The sequence below is a fragment of the Desulfonatronovibrio magnus genome (genome assembly GCF_000934755.1).
In the GTDB taxonomy this organism is placed as follows: Bacteria; Desulfobacterota; Desulfovibrionia; order Desulfovibrionales; family Desulfonatronovibrionaceae; genus Desulfonatronovibrio; species Desulfonatronovibrio magnus.
In genome coordinates, this window is record NZ_KN882180.1 from 71,064 (window position 1) to 93,432 (window position 22,369).

General features: G+C 45.0%; 17 protein-coding genes. 11 read left to right on the forward strand and 6 right to left on the reverse strand.

Going from position 1 to position 22,369, the window contains the following annotated elements; all coding sequences use genetic code 11:
* Nucleotides 1-3: 3 nt before the first annotated feature.
* Nucleotides 4-2,280, reverse strand: a complete 2,277-nt coding sequence (locus tag LZ23_RS18640; RefSeq protein ID WP_052507519.1) for an LPS-assembly protein LptD — start codon at nucleotides 2,278-2,280, stop codon at nucleotides 4-6.
* Nucleotides 2,281-3,193: 913 nt separating this feature from the next.
* On the opposite strand from LZ23_RS18640, the gene LZ23_RS18645 reads away from it, so the two are divergent.
* From LZ23_RS18645 to leuB, 9 genes are all read left to right on the forward strand, one after another.
* On the forward strand, nucleotides 3,194-4,204 hold the full coding sequence (locus LZ23_RS18645; protein ID WP_045216661.1) for a PhoH family protein: 1,011 nt from the start codon (nucleotides 3,194-3,196) through the stop codon (nucleotides 4,202-4,204).
* 217 nt (nucleotides 4,205-4,421) lie between these two features.
* Nucleotides 4,422-4,889: an rRNA maturation RNase YbeY gene (gene ybeY, locus LZ23_RS18650; RefSeq protein WP_084591142.1), complete on the forward strand. Its 468-nt coding sequence runs from the start codon at nucleotides 4,422-4,424 to the stop codon at nucleotides 4,887-4,889.
* Nucleotides 4,882-6,156 (forward strand): CgeB family protein, encoded by a 1,275-nt coding sequence (locus LZ23_RS18655; protein WP_045216663.1) that lies wholly within the window; start codon nucleotides 4,882-4,884, stop codon nucleotides 6,154-6,156. The genes ybeY and LZ23_RS18655 overlap by 8 nt, the downstream gene beginning before the upstream one ends.
* A 54-nt stretch (nucleotides 6,157-6,210) precedes the next feature.
* Nucleotides 6,211-6,870: a phosphatidylserine decarboxylase family protein gene (locus LZ23_RS18660; RefSeq protein ID WP_045216665.1), complete on the forward strand. Its 660-nt coding sequence runs from the start codon at nucleotides 6,211-6,213 to the stop codon at nucleotides 6,868-6,870.
* Between the two features lie 97 nt (nucleotides 6,871-6,967).
* Complete coding sequence (pssA, locus tag LZ23_RS18665; protein WP_045216667.1) at nucleotides 6,968-7,738, forward strand: CDP-diacylglycerol--serine O-phosphatidyltransferase; 771 nt, start codon at nucleotides 6,968-6,970, stop codon at nucleotides 7,736-7,738.
* A 421-nt stretch (nucleotides 7,739-8,159) separates the two neighbouring features.
* On the forward strand, nucleotides 8,160-9,713 hold the full coding sequence (locus LZ23_RS18670; protein WP_045216668.1) for a 2-isopropylmalate synthase: 1,554 nt from the start codon (nucleotides 8,160-8,162) through the stop codon (nucleotides 9,711-9,713).
* A gap of 159 nt (nucleotides 9,714-9,872) precedes the next feature.
* A complete protein-coding gene (gene leuC / locus LZ23_RS18675) occupies nucleotides 9,873-11,132 on the forward strand; it encodes a 3-isopropylmalate dehydratase large subunit (RefSeq protein ID WP_045216670.1) in 1,260 nt (419 codons plus the stop codon).
* Nucleotides 11,133-11,166: 34 nt separating this feature from the next.
* A complete protein-coding gene (locus LZ23_RS18680; RefSeq protein ID WP_045216672.1) occupies nucleotides 11,167-11,658 on the forward strand; it encodes a 3-isopropylmalate dehydratase small subunit in 492 nt (163 codons plus the stop codon).
* Between the two features lie 524 nt (nucleotides 11,659-12,182).
* On the forward strand, nucleotides 12,183-13,262 hold the full coding sequence (gene leuB / locus LZ23_RS18685) for a 3-isopropylmalate dehydrogenase (RefSeq protein WP_045216674.1): 1,080 nt from the start codon (nucleotides 12,183-12,185) through the stop codon (nucleotides 13,260-13,262).
* A 148-nt stretch (nucleotides 13,263-13,410) separates the two neighbouring features.
* Here the strand turns inward: leuB and LZ23_RS18690 are convergent, their stop codons facing one another.
* Together LZ23_RS18690 and LZ23_RS18695 are read right to left on the reverse strand one after the other, a co-directional pair.
* Nucleotides 13,411-14,310, reverse strand: a complete 900-nt coding sequence (locus LZ23_RS18690; RefSeq protein ID WP_045216676.1) for a PP-loop family protein — start codon at nucleotides 14,308-14,310, stop codon at nucleotides 13,411-13,413.
* Between the two features lie 2 nt (nucleotides 14,311-14,312).
* On the reverse strand, nucleotides 14,313-14,528 hold the full coding sequence (locus tag LZ23_RS18695) for a hypothetical protein (protein WP_232300543.1): 216 nt from the start codon (nucleotides 14,526-14,528) through the stop codon (nucleotides 14,313-14,315).
* Between the two features lie 91 nt (nucleotides 14,529-14,619).
* Between LZ23_RS18695 and LZ23_RS18700 the strand changes: the two genes are divergently transcribed.
* Nucleotides 14,620-14,976 carry a response regulator gene (locus LZ23_RS18700; RefSeq protein WP_045216677.1) on the forward strand — a complete coding sequence of 119 codons (357 nt, stop codon included), beginning with the start codon at nucleotides 14,620-14,622 and terminating at the stop codon, nucleotides 14,974-14,976.
* A 570-nt stretch (nucleotides 14,977-15,546) separates the two neighbouring features.
* On the opposite strand, the gene mltG is transcribed toward LZ23_RS18700, so the two are convergent.
* The 3 genes from mltG to LZ23_RS18715 all read right to left on the reverse strand — a co-directional run bounded on the left by mltG (nucleotide 15,547) and on the right by LZ23_RS18715 (nucleotide 20,580).
* The gene (mltG, locus tag LZ23_RS18705) at nucleotides 15,547-16,545 is read right to left on the reverse strand and encodes an endolytic transglycosylase MltG (RefSeq protein ID WP_045216679.1); all 999 of its coding nucleotides are present in this window, start codon (nucleotides 16,543-16,545) and stop codon (nucleotides 15,547-15,549) included.
* Nucleotides 16,546-16,640: 95 nt separating this feature from the next.
* Nucleotides 16,641-17,066 (reverse strand): Holliday junction resolvase RuvX, encoded by a 426-nt coding sequence (gene ruvX / locus LZ23_RS18710; RefSeq protein ID WP_045216681.1) that lies wholly within the window; start codon nucleotides 17,064-17,066, stop codon nucleotides 16,641-16,643.
* The gene (locus LZ23_RS18715) at nucleotides 17,032-20,580 is read right to left on the reverse strand and encodes an FAD-binding and (Fe-S)-binding domain-containing protein (RefSeq protein WP_045216682.1); all 3,549 of its coding nucleotides are present in this window, start codon (nucleotides 20,578-20,580) and stop codon (nucleotides 17,032-17,034) included. Before LZ23_RS18715 ends, ruvX begins: the two co-directional genes overlap by 35 nt.
* Nucleotides 20,581-20,920: 340 nt before the next feature.
* Here LZ23_RS18715 and LZ23_RS18720 point away from each other — a divergent pair, with 340 nt between their 5' ends.
* On the forward strand, nucleotides 20,921-22,300 hold the full coding sequence (locus LZ23_RS18720) for a sigma-54-dependent transcriptional regulator (RefSeq protein ID WP_045216684.1): 1,380 nt from the start codon (nucleotides 20,921-20,923) through the stop codon (nucleotides 22,298-22,300).
* The last annotated feature ends 69 nt before the right edge of the window (nucleotides 22,301-22,369 follow it).

Sequence of the window (22,369 nt, forward strand, 5' to 3'; positions counted from 1 at the left end):
AATTTATCCACCAAATGTCCCAAGGTTCAACAGATTTAAACGAACCTCAAACTTGCGGTCAAAGTCGGATTCAGTATATTTGAACCTGATACTGTAACATTGATGCTGATAGAATATACCAACTCCGCGCTCCACATCTTCGTTAAACTCCAGATCTCTTCGGTAGGTCAGGTTAAATTGCCAGTTGGGAATAAATTCCAGAGTAGTACCGATTTCCATGATGCTTGTTCTGGAGTTAATGCGGCGTTTGTATTCATCAATTTTTTCCAGGAAATCGAGGCTGAACCATGCAGATGCCTTTTGAGGCCAGTTCATGGTCAACGTATGCTCATGTTCTGTGATGCGGTTTTCGTATGGAGAATACCATGTTTTGTTGCGCAGGTTGACCCATTTACCGGGAAAGACTGTTGTTTCAGCTAATATATCTGAAAAGGGACGCCTGGAATATGTTTCTAAGTCCTGGCTGCGTCTCGCTTCCCGAAAATCATAGCTTTGTTCAAATTTTATGCGGAAAAAATCCAGATAGTTAGCGCTTAATGCTGGACCAGTAGAGCTATCACCCGGCACTACAGTGTCTGAACGGCGAGTAAAAACATTGCTCAGGGAATAAGTAAGCTCTTCTCTTGGTTCAATCCTGTCACTGGAATCAAAGACAGGATGTTTTTCCTGATTTACGTTGGGTATATAGTCAAAATCAATTTCCGGTCTGACGCTGTGCTGAATTCTTGTCCACTTGCTCATGCCGAGATTTTGCAGGGAGGGTTCAGGCATGCTGTTTAACTCAAATATCCTGTGCAGGCTTGTAAAGGCATTGATATTGATGTCATACAAGCCCCTGGTTTGCATGGAGTTATCTGTGTCGCGCTCAGAAGGTTCATTTTCAAAGCGATCAATGGCCCATAAAGTCTGACGCCAGCCAATGCTGGGAGTAAGAGTACCGAAATTGTTTCTTAAGGGGGAACTCAAGCGAGGATGTACATCAAACCTTCCCGCTCTGGTGCCGTACTCACGCCAGAAATATACGCCCTGGGCAGCGGCTTCAAGTTCAAGCGGGGTCTGCCCGAGGTTTGTTCTGAACAGATTGAGATTGAGCTCAGGCAGACGTTGAACTGTAGGGTTTAAACTTGATGGAAGGTTGTCATTTTTGTGTCTTAAGTTGTCGGAATAGACCAGTCGGGTATCAAGGCCCACATTAGTCCAATAACGGGTTGCACTGACAATATTGGTTCTGATAAAGCTGTTGTGATCATCAATATCCCGCCCGAATTTTTTTAGAAATTCGTTACGTGAATTATCAAATCCGGAAATGCCGGATTTGAACTCTCTAAGGTAGTAGTGATCAGAGACATAATCCAGGTCAAGTTTATAAAACCATCCGCTCTCAGGATGATGCCCATCATATTTACCTCTGAGCCAGTAGCGGTCAGTATTGTCTCGCATCATCCCGTCATCTCTGAAGCGTCTGGGCTTTGATTCAGGGGTATCGTGTTTTTCGCGGTCATTAAGCCAGTCTAACCTCCACAATCCCTTGCTAAGTAAAGATGGGGTGTGCCGATACTCGAGCCCTGTCATGAGTCCCCGTTTGGAGTAATAGTTGGCATAGATGGTAGCATCGCGCTGTTCATCTATAGCCCAATAATAAGGAAGGTTTATGTTGGTTCCGTATTCAGAGCCATAGCCGACATCAGGTAGTAAAAAACCGCTTTGTCGTTCTGTCTTGACAGGGACAATCATGTATGGAGCATAAAAGACTGACTGATCTTTGATCCGCAGCCTGGGGTGACGCATGGTAGCGTATCCATCAACATTGATGCGTCCACTGGTTGATACAATGGACCATGGAGGACGTTCTCCATCGCATGATGTCATGGATCCCTCAACAAAAGTATAAGTGTTTTCATCTAATTTTTTCAGTTTTTCGCCGGTAAAGTACACGTGTTCTTTTGCCACGAATATTTGGCCATGCGTGATCCAGCCCACATTATGTTCGAGATCAAATTCAGCCTCTTGACCCTCAAGATAATCACCATCCCAGTAAGCCCGGATGTTTCCCTTAAGATAAAGAAGACTGGTTTCGGTGTGCAGTCTGGCATAGTCTGCCTGTAGAAAATTATCTTGCCTGTGCAAATAGACATCATCAAAAGCTTCAATGATTTTATCGCCTTCATGGGATGTGAGGCGTTGTGCTTCGAGATGCCACGGAACTTCGGCATGACTGAAGTCAAAAGTATGGAGCAGTGTAAAAAATGTTATAAGCAGGATTAATCTTGTTGTTTTCACTGGAAGGGCTTGCTGGAAAAATGGTTAAGAGGATCTGCCTGTGATTGTGTAAAAGCGGTTTATCACTAATGCGACATTTAATGTAAATTAATGCCTCGGCTAATGAGGACAGGCGTTTTTGCCGATTTTATCATGGATTCAGGCATATCATCGATTTTTGCTTACAAGTAACAATAATCATATCTGAAATAAATTCACAGCATTATGGTTTTACCATAAAGATTGCTTCAGTCGCTCAGGCTCCCTCGTGGGTGACAGTTTTTCAGCAACTACATCCCTGACAGCTCAGGTGTCATTGCGAGCGAGTCTTTTTACCTCGTTGAATACACGCAGTGTAGGCGCAGCCATTCAACTGGGGCGAGCGCGGCAATCCTTGTTGCGAGCGAAGCGAAGCAATCTCGTGTTAAGGCTGTTTCAAGTTTTTTTACGATTTTTGCTCATGATTGATGCACATTTGCCTGAAAAGTTCCGTCAAAGATAGGAACTTTGCGCCTGGCACAGCTTCCTGCCCGGAGGCTTACAGCCCGGAGGGGGACTGTCCCTCGCTGTGTAAATTTTTTCATTAAAGCAAATTTCTTCCAGGAACCAATGCAGCATCAATCATTTTTATAGTACCTCGCGGGGACTGTCCCAATTTCCAAATATGGGACTGTTCTTCAAGGTGGAGGCGGCTTCCAGCCGCCTGGAATTAAATAGCCTGCAGGATGCAGGCTCCACGTTAAAGACAGTTACTCACAAGTTCGGTCCCGGTCCGCCCAGGTGAGGAGCTTCTAAGCAACTGCCCGGAGATAGGCAAAACGTCTTCTTGTAATTTAGGCGAAACGTATATAATGTTTTATGTCATCAACAACTGATGACGATAGCATAATGAGTATTTGTTCGCAACTTATTACTTGCAGGTGAGTTCAGCAATATGGATCAAATTTTTGAAGAGTCTGTAGAGTTTCATGATACGCAGGGTATCCAGGAGCTTTTTGGCCCTCAGGGCATTAATCTGAGTATTATTCATGCCGGTACCGGAGCCAGGATAGAAAACCGAGGGGGGCTGGTTACTCTTGCAGGTCCTGATAAATCAAAGCTTAAACTGGCCAAGGCCTGTCTTGTGCAGCTCTACAGGCTGATTCTTTCAGGTTATAAGATAGTTCCACAAGATGTTGAGGCAGCATTGCGCATACTTGAAGGCGATTCTCAAGCAGACTTGAAAAAGGTTTTTAAGAAAGAGGTCTTCATTGTTTCCAATAAGAAGACTATAGTTCCTAAAAGCGCTACTCAACGACAGTACCTTAACGCCATTAAGACCAGGGATCTGGTTTTTGGAGTGGGACCTGCCGGAACAGGCAAAACTTATCTTGCTGTTGCCGTGGCTGTCTCCTGCCTGACACAGAAAATGGTCAAGCGCATAATCCTGACCAGACCGGCTGTGGAGGCTGGAGAAAAACTGGGTTTTCTGCCTGGAGATATGATGGAAAAGGTCAATCCCTACCTGCGCCCTCTTTATGATGCACTGCACGACATGCTTGATTTTCGCAGGGTTCAGGAAATGCTTGAGACAGGCATAATTGAAGTAGCTCCACTGGCCTTTATGCGGGGCAGAACCCTGAATGATTCTTTCATTATTCTGGATGAAGCCCAGAATACCACACCAGAACAGATGAAAATGTTTCTGACCAGGATGGGGCTTGGCTCTAAGGCTGTGGTGACCGGAGATGTTACCCAGGTTGATCTGCCTGGAACATCAATTTCCGGACTTATTCAAAGTGTCAAGGTGCTGCAGGGGGTTGAGGGTATTGAGTTTGTTCATTTCAATCAAAAAGATGTCATACGACACAGTCTTGTGGGCAGGATTGTGCATGCTTATGACCAATATGATCAGGCCAGGCATAAGGGGAAGGCTGAAGGGGGAAGGCTGAAGACTGAAGACTGAAGGAGGAAGGGGGAAGGCTGAAGGCTGAAGGGGGAAGGCTGAAGACTGAAGGAGGAAGGGGGAAGGCTGAAGGCTGAAGGGGAAAAGAGCTGGGTATAACACCTCTGACCTACAGCTTTAACCTTGTAGACTGGACAGGCAAAAGTTTCTGTAAATATTTATTGCAAACTGGAAAGCAAGACTAAATAACAAGACCTGCAACCACGAACCTTGAACCATGAACCAGGAACCACGAACCAGGAACGAAGAACCAGGAACGAAGAACCATCAAGGTATGATAAATATTCATTCTGACACAAATCTTGTTTTACGTGTAATCATAAGCCTGCGAGAGGTTAAGTTTTTATGTGCACGTATATGTGCAGAACTTGGTTGTATGGATCCTGAACTGGATATCCTTATCAGTCATGATGCAGCCATGGCTCGTTTTAACAAGGATTTTCTGGACATGGAAGGCCCTACCAATGTACTCAGTTTTCCTGAAGATGAAAGTTGTGATAGTATTTGCGGACAAATTATAATCAATGCCGACGCGGTCAAGCGGGAAGCATTGCTGTACGGAGAAACCCCGCTGGATTGCTTCAGACGCCTCATAACACACGGCATTCTGCATTTGAGCGGTTTGGATCATGGTCCTGAAATGGAGGCCATGGCCCGTAGAATTCAAGAGGTCTGCCATGCCTGAAGATTTTCAAAGGCTAAAAATCCTGATAGTTCTGCCCATGTATGGAGGATCTCTGCCAGTGGGCAGAAGTTGTGCCCAGGCCTTGAAAAAGCAGGGGCACCTTGTGGAAGTGTTTGAAGCACCTGGGTTTTACAGTTCGTTTACAGCTCTGAAAGAGCTTCGAGTCAGCTCAGTCAGTCTTGAACAACTGGAAAACAGCTTTTTGCAGGTTGTGTCCAATGCTGTTCTGGCCAAGGTTGATTTTTTTGAGCCGGACCTTGTTCTTTCCCTGGCCCAGGCACCTTTGAGCAGGCAGGCCCTGCGCAAGCTGCGCGGGGATAAGGTGCCCACAGCCATGTGGTTTGTGGAGGATTTTCAGGTATTTACTTACTGGCAGGCCTTTGCGCCATATTATGATATTTTCGCCGTGATTCAGAAGGAACCCTTTTTTTCTCAGCTTAAGTCCATTGGCGTGGAAAATTATCTTTATCTTCCTATGGCTGCTGATCCGGATTTTCATTGTCCTGTTAATCTGAGTCCGGTGGATCAAAAAAAATGGGGTAGTGATCTGTCCTTTATGGGGGCCGGGTATCCCAATCGGCGCAGGGCATTTAAGGAATTGACCCATTATGATTTCAAGATCTGGGGTTCGGAATGGCAGGGAGATACTGTTCTTGCACCCTATCTGCAGCTTCAGGGAAGGCGTATAACTGCTGAAGAATGCGTCAAGATTTTTAATGCTTCCAAAATCAATCTAAACCTGCATTCCAGTGTGCAGGGTGATAAGGAAGTCCAGCCGGGGGATTTTGTCAACCCCCGAACTTTTGAACTGGCATCGTGCGCTGCCTTTCAACTGGTGGACGAGCGTACCCTCATGCCGGAACTGTTTGATCAGGATGAACTGATCACTTTTACTGATATGAATGATCTCAAGGAAAAAATTGATTATTTTTTGAGTAATCCGGAAAAAAGAATCAGCCTGGGTCAAAAGGCCAGAGACAGGGTGATTCAGGATCACACCTATGACAGACGCATGCGGGAGCTTATTGACTTTGCAGTCAGTCGGAAAGGTATTCAGACCCGTCAGGCTCAGTACACAGTGTTTGATGAATTGCCAAAGGACCTGAAAAATGAACTGGAAAATCTTCTGTCTGAGCTGGGGCTTTCTAAACATGTTAGTTTTGAAGATCTGGTGCATTATGTTAGACAGGAAAAGGGGCAGCTGAGTTCTCTCGAAACAGCTATATTGTTTCTGGATGAGTGGAGAAAACAGTATAAAAAAAATTAGTGTTTATCTTGATAGTTACAAGTTACCTGTAAATTATCACTGTTTGGAAAAATTATGATAGATTCAAAAACTCAAATTAGATGGGAAGGGCTGAATGCCATTATTATGGTAGTGCTGTGTACTCTGGTTTTTGCTATTCTTGGCTGGTGGTGGGCAGCCCTGACAGGTCTGGTTGTGACCGGTCTGGTCCTAAATTTTTTTCGCGATCCCGAAAGGGTTGTACCGGATGAGACGGGTGTTGTGGTTGCACCGGCAGATGGTAAAATAATTAAAATTGAACATATGCGCGATCCTTTCAGCGGGGAGAGCAGACAGACCATTTGTGTGTTTATGAATGTTTTCAACGTTCATGTGAACAGGATGCCTGTCAGCGGAACCATCAAGGGCATCAAATATTTTCCGGGAAAATTCATCAATGCCTCATTTGACAAGGCTTCGACAGATAATGAGCGGTGCGCCTGGCAAATTTCAGATGAAAATGGTGATGAATGGACCATGGTCCAGATTGCAGGCCTTGTGGCCAGAAGAATAGTACCGTTGGCCGAAAAAGGAGATCAGCTTTCCATGGGCGAGAGATATGGTTTGATTAAATTTGGTTCCAGGGTTGACCTTTATATGCCAAAGGGCTATGATCTTGTAGTAGATAAAGGAGATAAAGCTTTTGCTGGCCAGACTGTACTTGCTAAGCGCATAAGGGGTTTGAGAAGCAATTAGCTCGAAATTTTAAACAATTGCCTTTAACGCTTAATGCTCTCATCAGGAACTTTAGCGAAAATAACACATAGTTTCCAATTATTGCATAATAAAATCAATGACCCAGAAAATTGGCCCCCGACATAAAGGTTTTTATATCCTGCCCAACTTGCTGACAACAGCCAGCCTGTTTATTGGTTTTATGGGCATTTTATGGGCAATAGAAGGTCGTTTTCACCTCACTGCCATAGCAATTTTGGGAGCCTGTGTTTTTGACGGACTCGATGGTAAAATAGCAAGACTTACCAATTCCTCATCAGATTTTGGTATCCAGTTTGACTCTCTCTCCGATCTTGTTTCGTTTGGAGTTTGTCCTGCTCTGACAATGTATTTATGGCAGCTTGGCAGTTTTGATCAGGCTGGTCTTGCTGTGGCCTTTTTATTCATGGCCTGTGGAGCCCTCAGGCTTGCCAGGTTCAATCTCATTACCAAAAGTTCTCCTAAAAAGTTTTTTGTCGGTCTGCCCATTCCTGCTGCAGCCTGTACTCTGGCAGCTTTTATTCTCTTCAGCAGTTATCTGCCTCATAGTTTTGCTGAAGTAATACTTCCCAAGGCCACATTAATGTTGACCTTTGTGCTGGGTCTTCTCATGATCAGCAAGGTTAAGTACGCTTCCTTTAAAGAGTTTGAAATGGTCCGGCTGCATCCCTTTTCTTCCATAGTGACAGCCATTATGATTTTTGTGCTTGTTGCTTCGGAGCCCAAGTTTATTCTTTTTCTGTTTTTTATTACCTATGTTTTTTCCGGCCTTATCTACACTTACCTGTACCTTCCTCTACGCAAGCCAGCCAATCTACGGGAGCCCGAAAGGCGCTCTCATAATAGTTAATATACTCTCATATCAACCGTTTTGGTTATTTTTTCAGGCAGGAAGATTCAGGCTGAATGTTTTAGACTGAAGGCTGTAGGTTGAAGGCTGAAGGCTGAAGGCTGAAGGTTGAAGGCTGTAGGCTGTAGGTTGTAGGATGAAGGCTGTAGGCTGTAGGTTGTAGGATGAAGGTTTGAAAGTTTGAAGGGCTGATTATAATCCTGCTATATGGGAATGTTGGAAGGTAAGACACAGTTTAAATTTCAATCAAAATTGACATCTACAAGATTTCAGGCAAAATTTAGTTTATACAGATAGAACCGGGAATAACCATCACCGGACATCAATTAACAATTAGCGAATAACTATTAACAACTAACTATTAACAGATAACTATTAACAGATAACGTTCAACTATTAATTAAAAATCAGGAGATATACAATGTCTGACAGAATTTATATTTTTGACACAACTTTGCGAGATGGAGAACAGTCTCCGGGCGCCACCATGAACATGAGAGAAAAGGTCCGTCTGGCAAGGCAGTTAGAAAGACTGGGAGTAGATATCATTGAAGCTGGTTTTCCGGCAGCCAGCCAGGGAGATTTTGAATCAGTGGCCAAAATTGCAGAAGCAGTCAAGGATTGCAGTGTGGCAGGCCTTTGCAGATCAGTGAAAAGTGATATTGACGCTGCATGGGGGGCAATTAAAGGCGGAGTATCCCCCAGGATTCATACCTTTATTGCTACATCAGATATTCACATGAAATACAAGCTTGGAAAAAACCGTGATCAGGTTCTGGAAATGACGAAAGAGGCAGTGTCTTATGCTGCTGGTTTATGTCCGGATGTTGAGTTTTCCGCTGAAGATGCTTCACGCTCTGAGCCTGTTTTTCTGGCCCAGGTTGTGCAAACGGCTATAGCTGCTGGTGCCCGCACCATCAATATTCCGGATACAGTTGGTTATGCGCAGCCCCAGGAATATGGTGAGCTTATCAGGTATCTTATTGATAATGTTCCCAACAGCCAGGAAGCAATATTCAGTGTTCATTGTCATAATGATCTTGGGCTTGGAGTAGCCAATACTCTGGCTGCCATTAAGGCAGGTGCCAGACAGGCTGAGGTAACTTTAAGCGGCATAGGAGAGCGGGCTGGCAATGCTGCCATGGAAGAAGTAATTATGGCTCTCAATGTCCGCAGGGATTACTACAATCTTGAGACCCGTGTGGACACTCAACAGATTTACCCTTCCTGCAGATTGCTTTCCATGATTATCGGTCAGCCTATTCCACCATACAAGGCCATTACTGGAGCAAATGCCTTTGCACATGAGTCCGGCATTCATCAGGACGGCATGCTCAAAAACAGACAGACCTATGAAATAATGACACCAGACAGCATTGGAAAGTCATCCAGCGATATTGTCATAGGCAAGCATTCAGGCCGACATGCTCTCAAGAGTAAACTGGACGAACTTGGCTATAAGCTTACAGAAGAGCAGTTGACCCAGGTTTTTCAGGCAGTCAAGAACCTTGCAGATAAGAAAAAGCAGGTATTTATCGAAGATGTGGAAGCTGTTGTCCTGGAAGAGGTTTACAGGATACCGGACAGGTTCAAGCTTAAATATCTGAGTTCCATGTCTGGAAATATGGCCATCCCAACAGCAGCACTCAGGATGGAGGTACGGGGCGAGGAAAAGCAGCTTTCAGATTTTGGCGTAGGTCCCATTGACGCAGTTTTCAATACCATTGATCGGCTTGTGGAAAGACACCCCAAGCTTTTACGCTATTCAGTAAATGCCATAACCGGTGGCACTGACGCCCAGGGTGAAGTCACTGTTAAGCTGGAAGAAAATGCCATGACATCAGTAGGGCGAGCATCTGATCCAGATATTATTGTTGCCAGCGCCAAGGCTTATATCAATGCCTTGAACAGACTGGCAAAAAAGGAAGGTGACCCGAGAAGTGATGTTGGCTATTATGACTCAGTCACCCCATAATACTGCAAACAAAAAGGTAACAGCCCTTTGCATGAGGCATGTGGGCTGCATTTCTCCGGGGTTCAGCTTAGGGTCAAAATAGGAAATTACAGGATATTTTTGCTACGAGCCCCGGAAACATACCTGTTAGAATGACATTAAAATAAGGAGAATGAAATTGTGGCACAGACATTAGCTCAGAAGATATTGCAACGACATTGTTCAGAGGAGGTCGGAGTTGCGGGAAATATTGTACAGTGCAGCACCAGTCTTGTGCTGGCCAATGATATTACTGCTCCATTGTCCATTGATTCTTTTAGAAAAATGGGAGCCAGAAAAGTTTTTGATCGTGAAAAGATTGCTCTGGTTTGTGATCATTTTACCCCTAACAAGGATATTGATTCTGCCGAGCAGGTAAAAAAGGTACGCGAATTTGCCAGAGAAATGGATATTTTGCACTATTACGAAGGCGGTAATTCAGGAGTTGAGCACGCTCTTTTGCCTGAGCTGGGCTTAGTTGGTCCAGGTGATATAGTAGTCGGTGCTGACAGTCACACCTGTACTTATGGAGGTCTTGGGGCATTTGCCACAGGCATGGGCAGTACTGATATCGCCGGTGCCATGGCGCTTGGTGAGACGTGGTTCAAGGTTCCGGAAACCATACGGGTTAATATTACGGGCAATTTAGAAAAATTTACCACTTCCAAGGATCTCATCTTGCATCTCATCGGTGTTATAGGTGTGGACGGAGCATTGTACAGAGCTCTCGAGTTCGGAGGTTCGGTTGTGGATGAAATGGAGATTGAAGCCAGAATGACCATGGCCAACATGGCCATTGAAGCCGGAGGCAAGGCAGGGCTTTTTCCTGCCGATTCCAGAACAATAGCTTATTGTACTGATAGCGGATTTGCTGATCCTGAAGAAATTTATCCAGACAGTGGAGCTGAGTATTTTCGAGTAGTTGATATCGATGTCAGCGGCATGTCTCCGCAAATCGCCTGTCCACATCTGCCGGACAATGTGAAGCCTGTGGAAGAGCTGAAAAATGTGAAGGTGGATCAGGTTGTGCTTGGTTCCTGTACCAATGGACGCATCAGTGATCTGCGGGCAGCTGCAGAAATTATCAAAGGCAGGAAAGTGCATAAGGATGTAAGATTTATTGTTCTGCCTGCCACGCCTCGGATTTATGAACAAGCTTTGGATGAGGGCTTGATAAAGATTTTTGCCCAAGCCGGCGGCATTGTGGGCCCCCCCACATGCGGGCCATGCCTTGGCGGTCATATGGGCATCCTGGCAGCCGGGGAAAGATGTCTCGCCACTACCAACAGAAACTTTAAAGGTCGGATGGGCAGCTTAGAAAGCGAGGTTTATCTTGGCTCACCAATTACAGCTGCAGCTGCTGCTCTAACGGGTGAGATTATTCATCCTGAGAAGGTATAACTCTTAACAATAACCATTGATCTTGGAGTAAGATATGAAATACGCAGGCAAAGCCCATAAAGTGGGCGATCACATTGATACTGACGCCATAATTCCAGCCAGGTTTCTGGTCACCTCGGATCCACAAGAGCTGGGTCAAAAATGTTTTGAAGGTCTTGAGGAGGGTTGGGTAAAACGGGTCAATGCAGGAGATATCCTGGTAGGAGGCAAGAATTTTGGTTGTGGATCATCGAGAGAGCATGCTCCCATTGCCATTCTTGGCGCGGGAATGCCCGTGGTCATTGCTCACAGTTATGCACGCATCTTTTACCGCAATGGCTTTAATATGGGGCTTGTGCTGTTAGAGATTGGCGATGACATAGAAAGAATTTCTGATGGTGATGAACTGGAAGTAGATGCCAAATCCGGCACCATTCAGAACAAAACCACCAATGAGGTCATTAAAAGTCTTCCTGTGCCTGAATTTATGACGGAAATCCTGACCAGCGGCGGGCTTGTTGAGTATGTTCGCAAAAAGGTTGCTTAAGGTTACTTGTAAGCTCCTCACCCGGGCGGCCCGGGACCGAACTTGTGAGTAATTTATACCCAAACCTGGATTCCGGCTTTCGCCGGAATGACGATAAAGAGTAAAAAAATCTGCTATAACCGTCACCCCGGTTCCGGCTCGAGTCCGGGATGACGGATTCGGGGTTCTTTTTTTAGTTTCTTCTAAGTAAATGGAATCGTATATGTAATCGTATATGTAATAAATTCAGATCATTACGGTTTTACGATACAGGTTGCTTCGGTCGCTTAGGCTCCCTCGCAATGACAGGTTTTCAGCAACCACATCCCTGACAGCTCAGGTGTCATTGCGAGCGAGTCTTCGAGCGCGGCAACCCTTGTTGCGAGCGAAGCGAAGCAATCTCGCGTTGAGGCTATTTCAAGTTACTCACACGTTCGGTCTCGAGCCACCCGGGTGAAGAGCTTATAAGGCAAGGCTCAACTCTATAGAAAATTAAGCTCATTGTTGTAATATTTATATACATCAACTCATAAGGATATTTTAATATGAATATGAAAATATGTGTTCTGGCCGGTGATGGCATTGGCCAGGAAATTATGGTTCAGGCTGAAAAGGTTATGAATAAAGTTTGTGATCAGTACCAACATGACCTTGAAATAAGTTATGGTCTTATAGGCGGTGCAGCAATAGACCAGACAGGAGTTCCGTTACCTGAAGAAACCATATCCACATGTTCTGATGTGGATGCCATTTTGCTTGGAGCAGTAGGTGGTCCCAAGTGGGATGATATTGATAAATCCATCCGCCCTGAAAAGGGGCTGCTGGGTATAAGAAAAGAGTTTGATCTGTTTGCAAACCTGCGTCCAGCCATACTTTTTCCAGAGCTTAAACAGGCATCTTTGTTAAGGCCTGATATTGTGTCTAATGGTATTGACCTGCTTGTGGTGCGTGAACTGACCAGCGGAGTTTATTTTGGCGAACCCAGGGGAGAGGAAATCCGCAATGGCAGGCGCGTTGCTTTTAACACCATGATTTATTCCGAGGATGAAGTAAGAAGGGTGGCCAGAGTTGCTTTTGATGCAGCGCGCAAAAGAAGTTCCAAAGTCTGTTCAGTGGATAAGGCCAATGTTCTGGATGTCTCCCAGCTTTGGCGCGAGGTGGTGATTGAGGTGGCCGGCGAGTATCCGGATGTTGAACTCAGTCATCTATACGTAGACAACGCAGCCATGCAACTTGTGCGTGATCCATCCATGTTTGATGTCATTGTGACTTCCAACCTGTTTGGAGACATATTATCTGATGAGGCGGCAGTGATTACCGGTTCTCTCGGTATGTTGCCATCAGCTTCCATGGGAGACAAAAAACCGGCCCTGTATGAACCTATCCACGGTTCGGCCCCGGATATTGCCGGAAAAGATCTGGCCAATCCTTTAGCCACCATCCTGTCAGTAGCCATGATGCTCAAGCATTCATTTTCTCTTGATGCCGAAGCTGAAATTGTGGAGGCTGCAGTTAAAAATGTTCTGGCCCAGGGTTATCGCACCGGAGATATCATGTCTTCAGGCATGAAGCAGGTGGGATGTCAGGAAATGGGTGATCTTGTGGTTCAGGCTATACAGGGTTGAGTTGGAGTCAGAGATCAGAGGTCAGAAGTCAGAAGTCAGAGGTCAGGGGGCAGATGTTGTTTACTATCGGCAGATCATTTCTAAATAGTCGAAAGTTCCTGTCCCCTTTTTTCATAAAAAAAGCTAAACAATTACTATCGCTGTAGTTTTAAGTGCCAAGGTTTTGCCTGATCCTGCAGACACCACAAACATCTTCTGATGTTGGGTAGGAGCACTGCGAACATGGAGTGGGTAAAACCCCTTCATCCTGATCCTGTCTTGCAAAGGCCTTTCTTCCTTTGGAAAGAAAACCTTCATAAAAGCTTATTTTGCGGCCAGGTTGTTTATGTTCCAGCTCATCCAAAATGGTTTTGTAAAAGGTAAAGCTTGCGCCTTTGCTGTACGGGCAGGGCGCAAAGCCATAGTCGATACCTGCAATAAAACAGTAATTGGCTGTCTCAAACTCTGAAACACGGAATAATGGCTTTACTTTGCGTGCAAAACCTTTTTCAGCCGGAAGTGCCGGCCCCTGATCACCGAGGTAGGCGGCATCCCATCTGAAAACATTGGAAAAGAGTCTGGCTGCTTCATCATCTAAGTTATGTCCTGTGGCCAGGACAGTAAATCCATGGTCCAGGGCGTGCTTATTAAAATAGTATCTTTTTATCTTACCGCACACCGAGCAGACAGGTCTTCTGATTTTTTCTTTGACACGTGGTATGGGCAAACCTAATGCATCCATTTCCAGAACATGCATTTCTATATCGTACATAGTACAGAATCTTTCCACATATCCACGGGCAATGGGTGAGGATTCAGGAATAGCCAGATCAATATGCAGTCCGGTTATGTCATAGCCCAGATCTTTAAGTTGTTTTGCCAGGGCCAGTGAATCTTTGCCTCCACTTAAGGCTACAAGAATTTTATCATCAAAGGTGAAAAGTTTTTGAGCTTTGATGGCTTTTTCCACCTGCCTCTGAAAAAACTTCAGATAGCACGGAGGGCAAAAGCCGGCATTATGGCTTGGTAAGGCAACCACTGCCTTTTCTTTGCATCTTGTGCATTTCATGTTTATCCCCTTGAAGCAACAACGCGAACGGTAATTTCATCATCCGGGTGGATTTTTTCATCTGGTGTGAGCAGAGTATTGTTTCGAATGACCAAAGCCTGGGTTGACTTGAGCCCCAGCTTGTTTAACATACTTAGCACGGTTGCAGCTCCAAAAATTTGTCTTTTGGTATTTTCGGGTTCAAGAATTATTTGCATGGACTTGTGCCTGGTTTTCATATAATTTCCTTATGCAAGTCAGGGAATATCAGTTCGAAACAAAATAAATAGCAAAATATGACCGATAACAGCTCCCATAGGAGAGAAAATTATGAGCAAGAAAATTTTAGTGGTTGATGACGAACTTCACATTAGAATGCTTTATCAGGAAGAATTTGAGAGTATTGGTTATAAAGTATTCACCTCTGACGGAACTGAAGAAATTCTCCAGATTGTTGATAAGGTGCAGCCAGATCTTGTGGTGCTCGATATTAAGCTCGGTCATGACCGATCAGGTCTTGACCTTTTACAGGAAATCCGTTCCCAGGATCAGGAGTTGCCGGTTATTTTGTGTACTGCATACGACAGCTTTCAGCATGATCTGAAATCCATTGCAGCTGATCACTATGTAGTCAAGTCGGTTGATTTGACTGAACTCATCAGCAAGGTGAAAAAAGTTCTTGAATAAGTAGTTTTTTACCTTTTTTGCTGTGTCAATTTTGAAGAGCTTCCGGAAAGCTTACAAGTAACTATAATCGTTTTGATAATAAAATCAAGGCATTATGCTTTTACCATACAGATTGCATCGGTCGCTTAGGCTCCCTCGTGGGTGACAGGTTTTCAGCAACTACATCCCTGACAACTCAGGTGTCATTGCGAGCGAGTCTTTTTACCTCGTTGAATACACGCAGTGTAGGCGCAGCCATTCAACTGGGGCGAGCGCGGCAATCCTTGTTGCGAGCGAAGCGAAGCAATCTCGTGTTGAGGCTATTACACCTCTTTTTTTGTAGCTCCAGCAACATTTTAAGAAGCGGCTGGAGCCGCAAGAGAAAAACGCCCCCAGGCTGGAGCCTGGGAATGGAACTGTTCTTCAAGGTGGAGGCGGCTTCCAGCCGCCTGGAATTAAATAGCCTGCAGGATGCAGGCTCCACTTTAAAGACTGTTACTCGCAGGTTCGGTCCCGGGCCGCCCGGGTGAAGTACGAGTTGGATCCGGGGTGCCTGGCCCCTGCTTTATAAATGGCTGAACTATTACCATATTAGCGGCTTCTCTGATACTTGTGTACAGCCCGGTTATGTTCTCGAAGGTTAGTGCTGAAATGATGTGTACCGTCATTTCTGGATACAAAATACAAATAGTCATGTTGCTTGGGGTTTAAGGCGGCCTTGATGGACGCCAGTCCCGGGGAACAAATGGGTGTAGGTGGGTAACCCCTGTGAATGTATGTGTTATAGAGGTTATCCGCATCATCTAACTGCGACCTTCTTATCCTGCCTTCAAAACTTTCTCCAATACCGTAAATAATTGTGGGATCACATTGCAGGAGCATGTTGCGGGCAACGCGGTTATGGAAAACTCCGGATATTATTTCCCTTTCATGGCTGGCTCCGGTTTCTTTTTCTATAAGTGAGGCCAGGTTGATAAACTCATATATTTCTTCAAAGTCCATATCCTGCCAGAAATTTCGGGTAGAGGCCCAGAACTGGTCGAATAAAATACCCATTACCCGTCTGGCTCCAGTATCGCGTGTAGGTGAAAGGTAATAGGTCTCGGGATATAGAAAGCCTTCAGCAGTAGGTCCGTAAAATCCATGGCTTTTCAGAAAATCCTGGTCATGGACCAATGTCTTGAATTCGTTATAATTAACCAGGCCCATTTCTTCCAACAACCTGCCTGTTTGCCACCATGTAAGACCTTCAGGAATTTGCAGACGCAAAAGAGCTTCCCGGCCTTTTGTAAGATGTTCAAGAATTTCGAGCATATTCCATGCTTTATCAACTTGAAAATGACCAGCCTTGACTTCTGTAGACTGTCCGGAAAACCTTCCAAGATAATAAAAGACCGGTTCATTGACTATAAGCCCTTGAGAGTAAAGCTGTGCAGCCGTTGTCTTGAAACCCTGCCCGGTAGGAATGGTAATGTAAGCCTGTTCACTTACCTCGCTGTTGGACATGGTTATCAGGTGGTGAATGTAACCTGCACCTGCCAGGCAGAACAGCAAAATTGCAACAAATGTTATTATCAGTATTTTTTTCATATCTTTTATGTCAAAATAATGTGTCTTTATGCGTAGTTAAAAGAGCCTCATTTTCTGTGCGGGGTCGCGAAAAAAGGTGTTGTATGCTATCAGCCTTAGTCACTGTCAGCTCTGAAGCTTTCCAGGATCAGCATTGCAGCTGCCTGGTCCAGACATTGCCTGATTTTTTCCGCTGGCATATTCATCTTTTGCAGTATAGCCCTTGCTTCTGCCGAGGTAAAGGCTTCATTGACCATGAAGACTGGTAAATCAACCCTTCTAACGAGGCTTTCCCGAAAGTTCCTGACCTGTCTTAAAGTTTCACTGTCCTGTTCGTCAGGAAGAACAGGTAAACCAATGACGATGGCATCTATCTTCTGTTGAACAATGACTTCCAATAGTTCCTGAAAAAGCTTCTGGCGTGTGGTGCGGTTAATGGTTTTCAGGGGGAAAACCATGCTGGAGTCAGCCGGGCTGATGGCCAGGCCCACGCGTTTGATTCCAAAATCAATCCCAAGACAGCGTTTGCACAACTGAGCCATTACGTTTTCCCTGAGATATCTGCTTCAACAATTTCTTTTGCCATTGAGGTCCGAAAAATAATTCTGCCAGGAACTCTAAGGTATGCAGCACCAATATTTTATGCTTAAGTTCATTTATGCTTCGACTGATTCCAATTTTGCATGAAGGACATCCCACTATAAAAGTGGAATTCTCGGTGTAGCGGGGCAGCTGTTCAGACAGAATTTCCTGTTTTTTGCTCCGGATGAGGTTATATATCTGTGGTGTGGTCATGGCCCCAAGTCCTGACTCTCCACAACATCCCGGGCTTATTTCCACACTGGCATTCAGGAAACTGCCCAGCCTTTCTGCATATATATCTCCAGCCTTTAAAGAGTTGACCCCGGTCCATTCGGCATGACAGGCTGGATGGTAAAGAAGGGGCTCACTAACCTTTTGTGTTGACGGAGGCAGAACTTCTAAGAGGAATTGGGTCACATCCTTATGCACGAGATCGCCAGCGTTACCTTTCAGATGATAATCGCTCACCCCTTCGCGGCATGTACCGCAAGAAGTCAGGATATGCCCGACTTCAAGGCCTTGGTCTGTTGCAGTATGCAGTAGACGGCGCAGAGTCTTCTTGTTTCCTTCCTGAATTTTAATGAAGCTTTCACCGCATCCTCCGGCCAGCAATGGATAGCCACAGCATAAATGAGCGCTGGGAAGAATTACGCTGGTTCCGGATTTTAAAAGCAAAGCCACTGCAGCCATGCCGATATCCCGGTAGAACAGGCTGCCACCGCATCCAGGAAAGTAAATTACCGTCTGCTGTGAATCATTTTGTTCTGGAATAAAGATATTATTTTTATCAAGACGCAGCGCATCAGACAAATTACGCAGACCAATTCCTGGAGATTTATCCCGCAGCAGAGGATTGGTCAGTTTCTTTCGCCAGAAAGAAGGTACAATGCCAAGTGCGGTGTTCTGGATTCTCTGTCCGATTCCGGCCAGCTTTGCAGCTCTTGGGATATTTTTCTGAGGGTCATTGCTTAAATATTTAAGCACCCTGTTTTTTACAGGATGACCTGATGCCTTGTTGAGATCAAGAAAAGAGCGCATTTCAAGAGCTGCTCGGGCATTTTCAATCTTGACTGGGCAAGCTTGGGTACACTTGCCGCAGGCAGTGCAGTGTTCCATGATACGTCTTAAATGCCCGATTACTTCCGAGTCTGGATCACCCTGAATTATCTGGGTGTAATAAAGGGCTTCAATGAGTGCTCCCATGGCAATATTCTTGTTTCTTGGGTGAAATAAAAGGCCTTTCTGGGGCAGATACATGGGACAGGTCTGCTTGCATTTGCCGCAGCGTGAACAGGTCTGGATACTGCGTAACAGGTTTATGAGACGATCCTTTTCCTCCAGGCCAGTCTTGCTTAAGTCTTCAATAAGCTGGTTAAAGGAGAAAGTGTAGGGATGTACCGGAAGATCCCTGCGTACAAGTTTTTGCGGGTTGAATACATCACGAGGATCTATGACAGCTTTGTAATCTTTCAGGGCCGCAATTTTTTCTAATGATAAAAAACCGATTTTTGTTATACCGATGCCGTGCTCGCCGGATACCTGTCCATTAAGTTTCAGAACCTCTTCAAAAACTTTGCCTGCGGCCTCTTCTGCCAGGTGCATCATATCAGGATCATTGGAATTGACTGGAATGTTTACATGACAATTGCCGTCCCCGGCGTGCATATGGTTTGCCACCACTATGCGGGTGTTGTTAAGTTCAGCCAGGATGGCCTCTAAGCTTTCCCTAAGTTCAGGGTATCGTCCCTTGAGGTCCTGGAAAAAGAACCCGATCTGGACATGAAATACCTGCTCTGGCAGATTATCCTTACTGGTTTTGTTTTTGAGCACTCCCATGGCTACATCCAGTTCCATATGGATGAACTCGTCATCCATATCCACTCCACTTAGATCCAGAACTTTATTTAGAGCCTTGCGGTAAGCCAGAGCCAGGTAATACAGGTTCAGCTCTTCAATAAAATCGGAAAATTGAGGAATGACATCCAAGGGTATGACTACGTCTTCATTGATTTTAAAACCACTGGTGCGTTTGGTAATGGCTGAGAGTTTGTGCCGGTCTTCCCAGAAAAGCTCAGCTTCCTTTGCGTCTCTTGCCACAAAAACATCTACCTGATCATAGGGAGCGCAAATATCCACAATGCTTTCTACAGACTGGTTCAATGCTTCCAGGTCGTTGGAGTCAAGTTGCAGAATAAGCACTGAAATTGGTTCACCTTCGTATTGATCTGATTTTTTCAGATACTCGATGGCCTGAACATATTTGGATCCGAATTCTTCGAGAGCAGAAATCTTTACAAGATCACCAGTCTTTCTGATTTTATCCCTGAGCCCTACAATATCCTTGATGACCAGCATAGCGTTGTGCATGGAATGACCGTAAAATTCCAGACACAGCACCCTGGATAAGGCCATCATGGGGTGCAGGGTAAAGCTGGCTTCAGTAATAATGCCGTCCACACCTTCCTTCTGGATTCCGGGAAGACCTCCGAGATACTTGTTGGTCACATCTTTTCCCAGTCCAGGAGTTCGTATGTCTGCTCCCCCAAGGATGATGGTGTCAGTAACCTTTCCATTTTCATCCAGGACCTCAAATTTAACCTGTTCATGATCCAGGATTTTATGACCAGGATGGTTGACCCTGCGCACTTCAATGAGGTCTCCGCTGGCCATGACCATTTTATAACTTAATATGTTATCAATAGTAGTTCCATATTCAAATGCAAAAGGACCGCCTGCGTTTTCAGATATGTTGCCACCGAGGGAAGAAGCAGCCTTGGAAGCAGGATCTACAGTAAACAGCAGATCCTGTTTTGCTGCGGCTTTTATAGCGTCTAAGGTGATGACTCCGGTCTGTGCGTGCAGCACAAGTTTGTCTTTGTCTATGTCAATTATTTTTTTCAGCCGGCTCAAGCTCAGGATCACACTGCGCCTTGTAGCCGGGATAGCTCCGCCAGTAAGTCCTGACCCTCCTCCCCTGGGAACTATGGAAAAGCCCATTTCATTGGCAAGTTTGACAATGCTTTGAATTTCCTTTGTGTTTTCAGGAAAAAGAACCATCATGGGCAGTTCCATACGCAGATCCGTGGCATCAGTCGCGCATTCAATGAGATTATTAGGAGTGGTAACAATATTATTTCTAAGGAGATGCCTGCTCAGATTTCTTATGACCTGGCCCTTGAATTCCTGGTCGGCAATAAACTCCTGCCAGTATTTTTCCAAGCGTGTTGATATGTCCTGAAAATACTGAGGAGACAGGGTGGATCTCTCAGAGTTGAGTCTGGCCCATACGCTTTGCTGCACAAGATCAGGGTTGATAAATGGATTGTATCTGATTAAAAACAGCTCACCAGCTAAGCTTAAAGCAAGATCGCGAACAGATTCAGGCCAGGAATTGAAGTTTTCCTGGCTCATGCGCAGCACTCTGGTTATGAGCTTGTCAGCGGGCAGGGAAATATGAGGTTTTTTATTGGACATGGGTGTGCTCCCTTATTATTTTGGATGAACCATTCAACATAAGTACTCGGAAACTGAAAAGCAAGAACTGATTTTTTCCTTTTTGCGGGAAAGCTTGACTTATGCTTGAATGGTCGTAAATTTTAGCTCTCAAGTATACTGAAACCTCTTAAAAACCGGACAGTCAAAAGCTGCCATGCAACTTTTTGGATTTATTGCACTATTATTAACTTTACAGATCCTGAAGTGCTTCACACTTAGACTCCTGAAATCGCGATGTTTATTTCTTTAACTGTTAACAACTAACAGATAACTGATAACTTTTTATACTCAAGTAAAAAAACAACAATTGAATTCATATATGACCAGTATCATATCTATTGATAAAAATCAGGATTACCAGAATCTCATTAAAGACTCTCTCCCAGTTTCATATGACTTGAGTTTGTGCAACCATGTGGAGGAATTGGAATATTCTTATCCCCAAAAGAGCTTTGATCTGGGGATTATAGATTTGAATGCTGGAGGAGCAGAGAATCTGACTTCTCTGAATACTCTTTCCAAACATCTGCATGACTCTCCTATTATTGTCACCAGCGAAAAAGAAGATGCTGACTGGGTTGTAAAAGTGGTTAAAGCCGGTGCGTTTGATTTTCTGTCCAAGCCGTTTTCCGGGGAAAAACTGAGGCTTGTAGTGGACAGAGCCTTGGAAAAAACCAGACTCAAGGATGAAATCGACTACTTACGTCGGCAGCAGGATGTAATTTATGATCTGGACAAGATTATTGCTGCAAGTCCTTCCATGAAGGCTGTCATGTCGCTGGTCAGAAAGTACAGCAGTTCAGATGCCAATATTCTCATCACTGGTGCAACAGGCACCGGAAAAAGTTTTCTGGCAGGTGCCATACATTTTAACAGTCTTAGAAAGGCTGAGCCCTTTGTTAAAATAAACTGCGCCAATATTCCTGAAACTCTGCTTGAAAGCGAGCTTTTTGGTCATGAAAAGGGTGCTTTTACAGGCGCGGTCAAGACCAGGAAGGGGCGCGTGGAACAGGCCAGGGGCGGAACTGTTTTTCTGGATGAAATAGGGGAAATGAGCCCAGGACTTCAGTCCAAATTTCTTCAAGTAGTTGAGGAAAAATCCTTTGAACGGCTGGGTGGCAACAAAACTATCAAGGTTGACGTGCGATTCATAGTAGCCACCAATCAGGATCTTGCAGAAATGGTCAGGGAAGGGGAGTTTCGCCAGGATCTTTACTTCCGGCTCAATGTTCTGGCTATTCATTTGCCGGCTTTAGCTCTGCGCCAGGATTGTATCCCACTGCTTGCTGATCATCTTTTATCCAGAATCTGTCGCAGAACCAGTAAGAGTATTAAGGCTTTCAGCAGCCGGGCTCTGCAGAAGCTCAAAGAATACCCGTGGCCAGGAAATATTCGAGAGTTGTCCAATGTTATAGAGCGGGCAGTACTTCTGGAAAACGGACCGGTAATCAGGGACAGCGCAATTCAGTTGAGTCCTGATGAAGCTGTGGTGGCCAGGGTAAAGCAGGGATCTAAAAGTAAAAGGCTTGATGAATCAGAATACAAGACAATTCTCGATGCCCTGGAAAGTAACCTTTGGGTTCAGAAAAAAGCTGCCCAGCAACTTGGCATTTCACCAAGATCTCTGAACTATAAAATCAACAAGTTAGGTATCACTCACTGGAGCTGGAGGAGAAACAAAGGGGTTGGTGAATTATAGCTTGAACCTGATTCGGGCCTGTTTTTTTGCGTAAGCTGAAGGCTGAAGGCTGAAGACTGAAGGCTGAAG

Coding starts and splice junctions, on each gene's coding strand:
- LZ23_RS18645 (WP_045216661.1), top strand. CDS start 3,194: ATGGATCAAATTTTTGAAGAGTCTGTAGAGTTTCATGATACGCAGGGT.
- ybeY (WP_084591142.1), top strand. CDS start 4,422: ATGAACCAGGAACCACGAACCAGGAACGAAGAACCAGGAACGAAGAAC.
- LZ23_RS18655 (WP_045216663.1), top strand. CDS start 4,882: ATGCCTGAAGATTTTCAAAGGCTAAAAATCCTGATAGTTCTGCCCATG.
- LZ23_RS18660 (WP_045216665.1), top strand. CDS start 6,211: ATGATAGATTCAAAAACTCAAATTAGATGGGAAGGGCTGAATGCCATT.
- pssA (WP_045216667.1), top strand. CDS start 6,968: ATGACCCAGAAAATTGGCCCCCGACATAAAGGTTTTTATATCCTGCCC.
- LZ23_RS18670 (WP_045216668.1), top strand. CDS start 8,160: ATGTCTGACAGAATTTATATTTTTGACACAACTTTGCGAGATGGAGAA.
- LZ23_RS18680 (WP_045216672.1), top strand. CDS start 11,167: ATGAAATACGCAGGCAAAGCCCATAAAGTGGGCGATCACATTGATACT.
- leuB (WP_045216674.1), top strand. CDS start 12,183: ATGAATATGAAAATATGTGTTCTGGCCGGTGATGGCATTGGCCAGGAA.
- LZ23_RS18690 (WP_045216676.1), bottom strand. CDS start 14,310: ATGAAATGCACAAGATGCAAAGAAAAGGCAGTGGTTGCCTTACCAAGC.
- LZ23_RS18695 (WP_232300543.1), bottom strand. CDS start 14,528: ATGAAAACCAGGCACAAGTCCATGCAAATAATTCTTGAACCCGAAAAT.
- LZ23_RS18700 (WP_045216677.1), top strand. CDS start 14,620: ATGAGCAAGAAAATTTTAGTGGTTGATGACGAACTTCACATTAGAATG.
- mltG (WP_045216679.1), bottom strand. CDS start 16,545: ATGAAAAAAATACTGATAATAACATTTGTTGCAATTTTGCTGTTCTGC.
- ruvX (WP_045216681.1), bottom strand. CDS start 17,066: ATGGCTCAGTTGTGCAAACGCTGTCTTGGGATTGATTTTGGAATCAAA.
- LZ23_RS18715 (WP_045216682.1), bottom strand. CDS start 20,580: ATGTCCAATAAAAAACCTCATATTTCCCTGCCCGCTGACAAGCTCATA.
- LZ23_RS18720 (WP_045216684.1), top strand. CDS start 20,921: ATGACCAGTATCATATCTATTGATAAAAATCAGGATTACCAGAATCTC.